The following is an 11,586-nucleotide window of genomic DNA, read 5'->3' on the forward strand; positions in this document are numbered from 1 at the left end:
CCCGGCCCGATGACGGAATTTCGACGCATTGCGGCCCGGCTGCTGCCGGCGTTGCTGGTGCTGTGCCTCAGCGCCTGCCAGAGCGCCTACTTCGGCGCGCTGGAGAAGATCGGCATCGCCAAGCGCGACGTGCTGCTCGACCGCGTCGAAGCCGCGCGCGGCTCGCAGGGCGAGGCGGAGCAGGCCTATGTCGACGCGCTGACCGCGTTCCGCGCGGTCGTCAGCGTGGAGGCCGGCGAGCTCGAGGCCGTTTATCTGAAGCTCAAGGCCAGCCATGACGAAGCGGCTGCACGGGCGCAGGCCTTTGGCGAACGCATCGCTGCGGTGGAATCGGTGGCCGATGCGTTGTTCAAGGAATGGGAAGGCGAGCTTGCCCAGTACGGCGATGCAACGCTGCGCGCGAAATCCAAGGCCCAGCTCGATCGCACGCGCAGCCGCTATCGCACGGTCGATCAGGCCATGCGCCGCGCCGAAGCGAGCTTCAAGCCGGCGCTGAAACTGCTAGGCGACCAGGTGCTGTACCTCAAGCACAACCTCAACGCCGCGGCGATCGGCGCGATCAAGGATGAACTGCCGCGCCTGCAGGCCGATGCCGTCGGGCTGCAGCGCGACGTGCAGCGCGCGACGGCGGAGGCGGATCGGTTTCTCAAGGAGTTTCGCGTCGAGGATCGATAGTTCCTTGTTCGTTCCCGATCAAATGCGTGGCGGAGCGTTGCACGGCGCCGGGACCGGCCAATTCCTGTCGCTCTGGTTGCGACTCGTCACCGCCCTAGGGATATAGGCAAGCAGCGGAGCCGCCTTGAGGGTGTTGAGTTCGGTGCAGTACGTCGCGGACTGCCCACGAGGGAATTGGTGACGGTTCAGACCGTCGTAGCCGGGTCGGTGCGTATCGGAAGACGCCGTGACAGGGTGAATCTCCCAACCCGGTGACACGAGCGTGCCGAAACGAGTCTGCCGTCTGCTGGTCGACGTAAGCGAGACTGGCCGCTTGTTGCTCTGGCCGTCGTGCCGATCCTGCCAATATGGGATGAGCCCGAGGCAGAGACCGTCAACCCGTTCGTGCCGACGATCGCTGCGCGGCGACCGCCGGAGAAGCCTCCATACAGCAGGCACCCGCCCCGCCTTCTGGCCTATAATCCGCGGCCCGCGACCCCCGATCGGTCGCCACGCGGCGTCTCGCCGCGTCCCGGATCCAATCCCACGGAGTCATCCATGAGCATCGAACAGCTGGAAAGCATTGCCCAGGCTATGGTCGCCCCGGGCAAGGGCATCATCGCGATCGACGAGTCCAATACCACGATCAGGAAGCGTTTCGACGGTGTCGGCATCGAATGCACGGAAGACACGCGTCGCGCCTACCGCGAAATGCTGCTGACCGCGCCGAACCTGTCCGATCACATCTCCGGCGCGATCCTCTACGACGAAACGCTGCGCCAGTCCTCCCGCGGCGGCGTGCCGTTCACCAGGATCATGCTCGACCACGGCATCCTGCCGGGTATCAAGGTCGACAAGGGTCCGCATGCGCTGGCCGGCTTTCCGGGCGAGCTGGTCACCGAAGGCCTCGACGGCCTGCGCGACCGCCTCAAGGAATACGCCAGCCTCGGCGCCAAGTTCGCCAAGTGGCGTGCGGTCATCACCATCGGCGAGGACATGCCGAGTTCCACCTGCATCGAAGCCAACTGCCACGCGCTGGCGCGCTATGCCGCGCTGTGCCAGGAAGCCGGCATCGTGCCGATGGTCGAGCCCGAAGTGCTCATGGACGGCTCGCACGACCTCGACGTCTGCTACGACGTGACCGAAGTGACGCTGCGCTCGCTGTTCGCCTCGCTGTACGAGCAGAACGTCATGCTCGAAGGCACCATTCTCAAGGCCAGCATGGTCGTGTCCGGCAAGGATTGCCCGGACCAGGCCGGCATCGACGAGGTCGCCGAAGCAACCGTGCGCTGCCTCAAGGCCAGCGTGCCGGCCTCGCTGCCGGGCATCGTTTTCCTGTCGGGCGGCCAGTCCGACGAAGCGGCCACGGCGCACCTCAACGCGATGAACCAGATGGGCCCCCATCCGTGGCCGCTGAGCTTCTCCTACGGTCGCGCGATGCAGTCGGCGGCGCTGAAGCTGTGGTCCAAGGACATGGAAAAGAACTTCGCCGATGCACAGAAGACGGTCTCGCAGCGTGCGCGCGAGAACGGCCTGGCCGCGCTGGGGCAGTGGAAGAAATCCGCCTGATCGTGTTCACACGGTTTGAAGAAAACGCCGGCCTCGTGCCGGCGTTTTTCGTTCTGTGCCGCGCCGGCCCATCACTCCGTCGGGGCTTCCGGACGCGATGAATGTGGTGGAACGATCAGGCCTCGCGCGCGAGTGCCATGACCTTAGCCGCGATCGCGAGTTCGCGCATTTCGGCCGCCGCATTGCCGTCCTGCGCGTGCCACGCGGCGGAGAGACAGCCGTAGGCGTAGGCGTACGCGAGGATCTGCGGCAATTCGAGCTGCAGTGCGTAGGCGTAGGTCTGCGCGCGGCGCTGCAGGTGTTGCGGGTCGAGACAGATGTCGTCGCGTTCGCACGGGTTGTAGAGCAGGTTGGCGGCGTCGAACGCCGGCTCGCCATCGAGGCCTTTCGGGTCGATCGCAAGCCAGCCGCGCGTACCCCGGAAAATATTGTCGTGGTGCAGATCGCCATGCAGTGGGCGTTCGTCGCGCGCGCTGCGCAACAGGCGTTCGGCAATACGCGCCGCTTCGCGGTAGGGGTCACCGGCCGGACGGCCGCGAGCGTGTGCGAACAGGGCGGAGAAATACGCCGACAGCGGCTGTAGTCCGTCCGGTGCCGCGCGCCGCGACGGCGCGCTCAGGCGCTGCAGCACCTCGGCCGCGATCTGCGTCGCCGCATCGTCGCCGGCCACGTCGATGACGCGACTCAGCGCGTCGTCGCCGGCGTATTCGAGCAGCTGAGCCCGGCCGTTCGTCGCGTATAGCCGGACCAGACCTGCACCGCGGCGCCAGCGCAGCAGGTGCGCGCCACGCAGTTCTTCGAGGCCGGCCGGCTTGAGCGACTTGACCACGGCCGTGCTGCCGTCAGCGCGTCGCACGCGCCAGACCTCGCTCGTGCATGTATCGGCGATGCGCTGCGGCTCGCGCAGGCGCCAGCGTGCGGGAAACAGCGACGGAAGACTGCCGCGCGGCGACCGGCGCAAATACCGCATCAGGCGACCAGCGCGTCGCGGTAGGTCTGCAGCGCCTTCTGGCCGAAGCAGCAGAACACGATGCGCGACAGCGAGCCGGGATCGTCGGCGGCCCGGCGCGCCTCCGCCACGGCGATCGCGACGGCCTGATCCAGCGGATAGCCGAACACGCCGCAACTGATCGCCGGGAACGCGATGCTTGCGAGGCCGTGTTCGCGCGCGAGATCCAGGCTGCGCCGGTAGCACGAGCCCAGCAGCGCGGGTTCGCCCTTGCTGCCGCCGTACCAGACCGGACCGACGGTGTGGATGATGTGGCGCGCCGGCAGGTCGTGGCCGCCGGTCAGCACGGCCTCGCCCGTCGGGCAACGCACGTACGGCCGGATCATCGGCAAGGCGCGGCACTCGTCCCTGAGGCCTGGCCCGGCCGCGCGGTGGATCGCGCCGTCGACGCCGCCGCCGCCGGCCAGTGCTTCGTTGGCGGCATTGACGATGGCGTCGAACGCGAGGGTCGTGATGTCGGCTTCGATGGCTTCGAGCACTACCTGCATGGACACGGTCCTGTTTTTCAGGCGATTCGGATTCGGGAGACGCTACGGCGCCATGGTGCACCGGCTGAAGGCCAAAAGTCCTGGAACCTGACCGGGGATTTCGGCGACGCATCACGCATTGCAGCGAGCGCTCACCGATGTGCCGATCGGCGTGGCCGCGCTGCTCTCGTGGCGTGCAGGCCACCCGCGCCGGGCTCGCCAGCTGCATCACGCCGCATGGCCGCGCGCCGATGCCGGCGGACATCGATCCGCACAGCGCTGCAGGGCTGGCCGCACTGAATGGCGAAGTTTCGCGTCGGGCTGCCGCAATTGCCTTCCTCAATGACTTCTGGCCGATGATGATCCTGACCGCACCTGCGATACCGTGTCTGCTGTTCCGCGGCCGGACAGCGCGGCCGCCCGATACCGGCAGCGGCTGCGGCCGATCGCTGATTCACCCGGGCGCAACGCCGCCTGCGTAGGATGGTCGCTGTCTGGCAGCCTCCGCCATGAAACCGATGCCGCGGCAACCCGCCGGTCCGCGGCGACCGCCTGCCGCTGTCCCTGCGGCCGGCGGACAAGGAAATCCTGATGCTCAAGCGTTGCCTGCCATTGCCGTTCGTTCTCGCCTGCCTCGCCCTGGCCGCCTGCAAGGGCGCCGATCCCGCCAAGACAAGAACTCAGGCTGCACCGGCCAAGGTCACGGCGCAGACGGTAGAAAGCAAACCCTGGTCGGACGTGATCGAGGCGCTCGGCACGGCGCAGGCGAACGAATCGATCACGCTGACCGCCAAGATCACCGAGACCGTGCGCCGCGTGAACTTCAGCGACGGCCAGGCGGTGTCCGCTGGCGACGTGCTGATCGAACTCACCGCGAGCCAGCAGACAGCCCAGCTCAAGGACGCCCAGGCGATGGCGCGCGATGCGGATCGCCAGTACCAGCGCCAGCAGGATCTCGTGAAGCAAGGCACCGTCTCCCGCGCGCTGTTCGACACCGCCACGGCCTCGCGCGATTCCAACAGCGCGAAAGTCGACGCGATCCGCGCGCAGCTGTCCGACCGCGTCATCACCGCGCCCTTCAGCGGCGTGCTCGGCCTGCGCCGCGTGAGTCCGGGCACGCTCGTGACGCCGGGCACGCCGATCACGACGCTGGACGACATCGACGTGATCAAGCTCGATTTCTCGGTGCCGGAAACCCTGCTCGGTGCCCTCGTCGTCGGCCAGGAGGTGCAGGCCAGGACCGCGGCATGGCCGGAGCGCCAGTGGGAAGGCAAGATCACGTCGATCGACTCGCGCGTCGATATCGCTTCGCGTTCGGTACTGGTGCGGGCCGAGATCAGCAACCCCGACCGCGTGCTGCGTCCGGGCATGCTGCTGTCGGTGCAGGTATTCCGTGCGCCGCGTGATGCGCTGGTGCTGCCGGAGATCGCGCTGGTCCAGATCGGCACCGATTCCTACGTGTTCCGCATCAAGCCCGACAGCAGCGTGGAACAGGTGCGCGTCGTGCCCGGCGCGCGCCGTCGCGGTGAGATCGAAGTACGCGAAGGCCTCCAGGCCGGCGACCGCATCGTCGTCGACGGCACGGTGAAGCTGCGCGGCGGCGCCAAGGTCGCGGTTGAGGAAAGTGTGGGCGCGACCGCGGCTCCCGCCGCCGCGAACTGAGGAGACGCCCATGCTGCTGTCGGATGTCTCGGTCAAGCGCCCCGTCTTCGCGATGGTCCTGTCGCTGATCCTTGTAGTGCTCGGCGTGATCGCGTTCACGCGCCTGCCGCTGCGTGAGCTGCCGAATATCGATCCGCCCATCGTTTCCATCGACACCACGTATACCGGCGCATCCGCCGGCGTTGTCGAAACCCGCGTCACTCAGGTGCTGGAAGATTCCGTCGCTGGCATCGAGGGCGTGGAGAACGTGCAGTCGTCCAGTCGCAACGGACGTTCCAGCATCACGATGGAATTTACCCTCGACCGCGACATCGAAGGCGCCGCGAACGATGTGCGCGACGCCGTCGCGCGCGCGTCGGATCGCCTGCCCGAAGAAATCGATCCGCCCCAGGTGGCCAAGGTCGAAGGCGATGCCGATGTGATCGTCTGGCTGAACCTGAGTTCGTCCAGTCTCGATCAGCTCGCGCTGACCGACTATGCCGACCGCTACGTCGTCGACCGGCTCTCGTCGATCGACGGCGTGGCCCAGGTCAATTTCGGCGGCGGACAGCGCTATGCGATGCGCATCTGGATCGACCGCAAGGCGCTCGCGGCGCGCAACCTCACGGCCAACGATGTCGAGGCCGCGCTGCGGCGGGAAAATGTGGAGGCGCCGGCCGGACGCATCGAATCCGACACGCGCGACTTCACCCTGCGCGTGTCGCGCGACTACCGCACGGCCGAGGATTTCGGCCAGCTCGCGATCGCGAAATCCGAGGACGGCCACGTCACGCGCCTGGCCGAAGTGGCCAAGGTCGAGCGTGCTGCCGAGGACCGCCGCGCCTACTTCCGCGGCAACGGCAGGCCCATGGTCGGCCTGGGCATCGTCAAGACCTCGACGGCGAACAGCCTCGACGTGGCCGAGCGGGTAAAGGCCGAGATGGCGCGCATCCAGCAGTCGCTGCCGGAGGGCACCACGATCGGCGTCAGCTACGACTCGACGGTCTTCATCGACGCGGCCGTGAACCAGGTCTACAAGACGCTCGGTGAAGCCGTGCTGCTCGTGCTGGTCGTGATCTTCCTGTTCCTCGGCAGTGCGCGCGCGGCGCTGATCCCGGCCGTGACCGTGCCGGTCTGCGTGATTTCGGCGTTCCTCGGCCTGTACATCTTCGGCTTCTCGATCAACCTGCTGACCCTGCTCGCGCTCGTGCTGTCGATCGGCCTCGTCGTCGACGACGCCATCGTCGTGCTGGAAAACTGCCAGCGCCGCGTCGATCTCGGCGAACCGCCGCTGATCGCCGCCTACCGCGGCACACGCCAGGTCGCCTTCGCGGTGATCGCGACCACGGCCGTGCTGATCGCGGTATTCCTGCCGATCGCGTTCATGGAAGGCAACAACGGTCGCCTGTTCCGTGAACTGGCCGTCGCCGTCGCCGGCGCGGTCGCGCTGTCCGCCTTCGTTGCGCTGACGCTGACGCCGATGATGTGTTCGCGCCTGCTGCGCGCGCACAAGCCCGAGAAAGGCTTCGTCGCCTGGACCGAGCGCCAGCTCACGCGCCTGAGCAATGGCTACCGTGGCGCGCTGAGCCGCAGCGTGGGGCATCCCGTGCTCGTCGGCGTGGCGCTGCTCGGTGCCGTCGTGGCGATCGGCGCGCTGTTCGTCAGCGTGCCCAAGGAGCTCGCGCCGCCGGAAGACCGCGGCGTGTTCTTCGCCCAGGTGCAGGGGCCGGAAGGCGCCGGGTACGATTACACGGTGCAGCAAATGCAAGAGGTGGAAAAACGCCTCATGACGCTGACCGGCGACGGCAATCCGATCAACCGCGTCAACTCCCGCGTGCCCGGCGGCTGGGGCCGCAGCGAGGAAATGCACACGGGCCAGGCGACCGTGCTGCTCAAGTCCTGGGACGAGCGTGACAAGTCCACGGCCCAGGTCGTCGATGAAGCGCGGGCGCTGCTGGCGGGGATTCCCGGCGTGCGCGCCATTCCGCAGGTGCGCCAGGGGCTCGTGCGTTCCGGCGGCCAGCCGCTGCAGATCGTGCTCGGCGGACCGAGCTACGACGAACTCGTCGAATGGCGCGACCGCATGCTCAAGCGCATGGAGCAGAATCCGCAGCTGTTCTCGCCGGATTCCGACTACAAGGAAACCCGCCCGCAGATGCGCGTCAGCATCGACCGCTCGCGCGCCGCCGACATCGGCGTGTCGGTCGACGACATCGGCCGCACGCTGGAAACCATGATGGGTTCGCGCCGCGTGACGACCTTCGTCGACGGCGGCGAGGAATACGACGTGATCCTGCAGGCGCAGGAAAGCGACCGGCGCAGCCCGACCGACCTCAACAACCTTTACGTGCGTGCACGCAGCGGCCAGCTGATCCCGCTGGCCAATCTCGTGACCCTGAGCGAGCTGGCCGAGCCCGGCACCTTGAACCGCTTCAACCGCCTGCGCGCGATCACGCTGTCGGCCGGGCTCGTGCCGGGCTATACGCTCGGCGAGGCGCTGGACTGGATGCGTCAGGTCGCTGCCGAGGAGTTGCCCGATACCGCGCAGATCGACTTCAAGGGCGAGTCGCGCGAATTCCAGAAGGCCGGCGGCGCGGTCGCCTTCACCTTTGCGATGGCGCTGCTGATCGTGTTCCTCGTGCTCGCGGCGCAGTTCGAGAGTTTCGTGCATCCGCTGGTCATCATGCTGACGGTGCCGCTGGCCGTGCTCGGTGCGCTGCTCGGACTGTGGCTCTGGGGGTCGAGCCTGAATCTCTTCAGCCAGATCGGCATCGTCATGCTGATTGGACTTGCGGCCAAGAACGGCATCCTCATCGTCGAATTCGCCAACCAGCTGCGCGACCAGGGCCGCGAGATCCGCGAAGCCATCCTCGAAGCCGCCGCGGTGCGCCTGCGCCCGATCCTGATGACCTCGATCGCGACGATCACCGGCGCACTGCCGCTGATCCTGGCCAGCGGCGCCGGCGCCGCGAGCCGCATCACGATCGGCGTCGTCGTCGTGTTCGGCGTGACCTTGTCGACCCTGCTGTCGCTGTTCGTCGTGCCGGTGTTCTACCTGCTGCTGGCCCGCTTCACGCGTTCGCCCGAAGCGGTCGCGCGGCAGATCGAGGAACAGGAAACCCTGCATCCGGATGCGGAGACCGCGTAAAGGGTTGGGCAGGCTATCCTTGCTCGCAGACAGGTCCGGCGCCGATTCCGGCTCCGGGCCGCCCCCAGCGATGGATAGCCCATGAATTCCCACGACGACAAGCCGCCGCGCCCCGGCGCCGGCGAAAATCCCTGGAACAGCGCCCGGCCGCGCAGTCCCGGCGCGCCGCGGCCCGACAAGCGCGAGCGCGAACGCCTGCGCGCGGCGGCGACGACCGGCGATGCCGCGCCGCGCCGCTACAGCGATGCGCTCGGCGGCGCCAAGTCTGCCCCGCCGCGGGGTGGATACGCCGGGGCCGCGCGCAGCTACGGGGCATCCGAGCGGACGGATAGTGCGGCGCCGTTGCCGCCGCGTCCCGAGACCCAGCAGCGACAGGAAGAATTGCGCCTGTTCGGCATCAATGCCTGCAGTGCCGCGTTCGCCAAGCGTCCGCAGGACCTGCGCAAGGCTTATCTCACACAGGATCGCATCGAACAGTTCAAGCCGATGCTGGCCTGGTGCGTACAAAACAAACTCGGCTATCGCGTCGTCGAGTCCGCCGACCTGGCCAAGCTCACCGCCAGCCAGCACCACGAAGGCATCTGTCTCGAAATGCGCCGTCAGGCACCGCTGGGACTCGCGCAGCTGCTCGCGCAATTGCCTGTCGCACCGGCACCTGCCGTGCTGGTGCTGCTCGACGGGGTCGGCAACCCGCATAACTTCGGCGCGGTCCTGCGCAGTGCGGCGAACTTCGGCGTCGCTGGAGTGGTACTGCCGCAGGGGTCTACGCTGACCCTGTCCGGTGCCGCTTGCCGCGTTGCCGAGGGCGGTGCCGAAATCGTCCCGTTGGCGCGGCCGAGCGCGGACGAGGACACGCTGGCCCTGCTGCGCGGCGCCGGATTCACCATCGCGGCGACCGTGCCGCGCGACGGAGGATCGCTGTATGCGCAGGCGCTGCCGGCGCGCGTCGCGCTGGTGTTCGGCGCCGAGAACGAAGGCATGAGCGCCGACCTGATCGCGGCGGCCGACCGGCGCCTGACCATCCCCGGCACCGGCAGCGTCGAAAGCCTGAACATCGCCGCGAGCGCCGCGGTCGTGTTCGCCGAGCACTACCGCCAGCACGCTGCCGCATGAGCCGCCGCCTGGGCCTCATCGCGCTGCTCGTGCGCGACTACGACGAAGCCATCGCGTTCTTCACCCAGGCCCTGCGCTTCGACCTGGTCGAGGACAGCGACCGCGGCGGCGGCAAGCGCTGGGTCGTCGTCGCCCCGCGCGACGGGGGTTCCGGTCTGCTGCTCGCGCGCGCCGCCACACCGCAGCAACAGGCCCAGATCGGCGACCAGTGCGGCGGCCGCGTATTCCTGTTCCTCGAAACCGACGACTTCCACGGCGATGTCGCGCACATGCGTGCGCACGGCGTGGAATTCTGTGAGGAGCCGCGGGACGAACCGTACGGCTGGGTAGTGGTGTTTCGCGATCTTTGCGGCAATCGGTGGGATTTGTTGCAAAAGAGATAAGCGCAATGTCGGAATTGTCGTCGGGCTACGTCAAAAAGTAGGCGCTGTGAAGCATTGGCGCGTAGCGATTCTTTTGACTGTCGTCCACTCGTCTCCTGGCAAACGCCGGCCCCGGTGGAGTCGACGTAGCGAACTGCGGAGCCCGGTCCGTGAGTGGATTTGAGATGGATCCGACATCCGAGATCGTTGCCCGAATCGGAATTCTCTTGCAGGCGAGCGGGTTCCGGGTGAGCCTACGCCGTGGCTATTGCTGGATGGAATTTCCCGATGGGTGCGCGACGCACATTGTTGCATTGGCCGGGTTGCCGGCACTCGACGGGATCGATCAATTCGTAGCAGACCTTTGCGCAACGGCCGGCCTGAGACAGCAAGCCCTGGATATGGTGCGGGCCGAAGCAACGCGGTGCGGCTGGGACCTGGAAGAGTGCAGCGATGGCATCTGGGTTCTGAGGAGTGGTGGCGCCAGCTCGGTTGTTGCCGTTGACTGGACACTGACCGAAGATCTTCGCGCCGGTGGGCTGGCGCACGTTTCGAGCCAACTGCGCCAGCGCATCTTCGATCTCAACGCAGTCGGCAATTGCATCGCAGCCTTTCGTGAGTTTGGCGACGCAGCAACGAGCGATGGATCGGGCGAAATGGGCGAGCCGTCGCGACCGAGCCCCGCCGGGTCGGTGATCGATGCGGCATCACAGATGCAGGCGTCGCCAGTGACGATCATTCAGGCGCGAACGCACGCAGACGATCCTCCGCTCAGCGACGACGATTTGGACCGCTGGAGCCTCAAGCAGTTGATGCGCTGGCGGCAACGCTTCGAGAGTCGCGAATCTCCATTGCGGCGTTTGCTTGAGCCGTGCTGGCTGGTTGGCGATAGCGACTGGATTTCCCGTGAAGAGTTGTTGGCGCGATTGGAAACCTACTGCCGAACGATCCAGTGGCCTGGGTTTGGGCAACTCATGCGCCTTCGCCTGGGCGATTCGCGCTATCTCGCCGATGCATTGGCGGAATGGGACGAATGGGAAAGTGCCAATGGCTGCGACGGCGACGTGCACGGTTTTTGCGAGATCGCCGCCTATTTCTACGCAGAACGAGAGTTCGCGCGCCTGATCGTGCGCGATATGGACGGTTGCCGTGGCGTCGAGCGAGCGATCATTGCCGGGCAGCCTAGCGCGCTTCACTACGCGCGGGCCATGCTGTCGAACTCCCTGAAAGCCGTATCGCAGAGCGCGGGCGAGCAACGCGAACATGAAGTTTATGAACTGTTCGAAGTGCTCGCCCGTGGCGGCGAGCACGTTGCCCGGCTCGTCGTGGACGAAGACGAAGCGAAGCTGCTGCACGCCATCTGTATGGACGTTGCCACGTGCTGGAGCGAGCGAGGATGGGCTGTTGTAATCGACATGCTCCATGTCGCCTGTCATTTCGGCTGGAGTGATGTTGCAACGAGTCTGCTCGAATCCGAGTGCGGGATTGAACTTGTATTGTCGGGGTCTCCGGAATTCGAAAGCCCGGATTGGAATCTGGTTGGTGGCGCGCTCGCCTTGAGTGTCCTGGCGCCAGCCAAGGCCGCCAATCTGGTCGTCAGGCCTGCTTGTGAGCGACTGCGTG

Annotated in this window: 9 protein-coding genes; 7 read left to right on the forward strand and 2 right to left on the reverse strand. The window is 66.9% G+C overall.

The annotated features are described in order from the left end of the window. The first annotated feature begins 9 nt into the window (after positions 1–9). Positions 10–675 (forward strand): DUF2959 family protein, encoded by a 666-nt coding sequence (locus RUU78_RS22055; protein WP_313919909.1) that lies wholly within the window; start codon positions 10–12, stop codon positions 673–675. A gap of 537 nt (positions 676–1,212) precedes the next feature. Continuing rightward, positions 1,213–2,223, forward strand: coding sequence for a class I fructose-bisphosphate aldolase (locus RUU78_RS22060; protein ID WP_313919911.1), 1,011 nt, complete (start codon positions 1,213–1,215; stop codon positions 2,221–2,223). 115 nt (positions 2,224–2,338) lie between these two features. On the opposite strand, the gene RUU78_RS22065 is transcribed toward RUU78_RS22060, so the two are convergent. Beyond that, complete coding sequence (locus RUU78_RS22065; RefSeq protein WP_313919912.1) at positions 2,339–3,193, reverse strand: aminoglycoside phosphotransferase family protein; 855 nt, start codon at positions 3,191–3,193, stop codon at positions 2,339–2,341. Beyond that, positions 3,193–3,720, reverse strand: a complete 528-nt coding sequence (locus RUU78_RS22070) for an O-acetyl-ADP-ribose deacetylase (protein ID WP_313919913.1) — start codon at positions 3,718–3,720, stop codon at positions 3,193–3,195. Before RUU78_RS22070 ends, RUU78_RS22065 begins: the two co-directional genes overlap by 1 nt. Positions 3,721–4,290: 570 nt before the next feature. Here RUU78_RS22070 and RUU78_RS22075 point away from each other — a divergent pair. The 5 genes from RUU78_RS22075 to RUU78_RS22095 form a co-directional block, all read left to right on the forward strand. Then, positions 4,291–5,361, forward strand: a complete 1,071-nt coding sequence (locus tag RUU78_RS22075) for an efflux RND transporter periplasmic adaptor subunit (RefSeq protein ID WP_313919914.1) — start codon at positions 4,291–4,293, stop codon at positions 5,359–5,361. A 10-nt stretch (positions 5,362–5,371) separates the two neighbouring features. Next, positions 5,372–8,488 (forward strand): efflux RND transporter permease subunit, encoded by a 3,117-nt coding sequence (locus RUU78_RS22080; protein WP_313919915.1) that lies wholly within the window; start codon positions 5,372–5,374, stop codon positions 8,486–8,488. 81 nt (positions 8,489–8,569) lie between these two features. Next, positions 8,570–9,601 (forward strand): TrmH family RNA methyltransferase, encoded by a 1,032-nt coding sequence (locus tag RUU78_RS22085; protein ID WP_313919917.1) that lies wholly within the window; start codon positions 8,570–8,572, stop codon positions 9,599–9,601. Next, complete coding sequence (locus tag RUU78_RS22090) at positions 9,598–9,984, forward strand: VOC family protein (protein WP_313919918.1); 387 nt, start codon at positions 9,598–9,600, stop codon at positions 9,982–9,984. Before RUU78_RS22085 ends, RUU78_RS22090 begins: the two co-directional genes overlap by 4 nt. A gap of 164 nt (positions 9,985–10,148) precedes the next feature. Next, on the forward strand, positions 10,149–11,586 hold a 1,438-nt coding region (locus tag RUU78_RS22095; protein WP_313919920.1), incomplete at its 3' end, for a hypothetical protein.

It is taken from the genome of Tahibacter sp. (assembly GCF_032229445.1).
Classification (GTDB): Bacteria; Pseudomonadota; Gammaproteobacteria; order Xanthomonadales; family Rhodanobacteraceae; genus Tahibacter.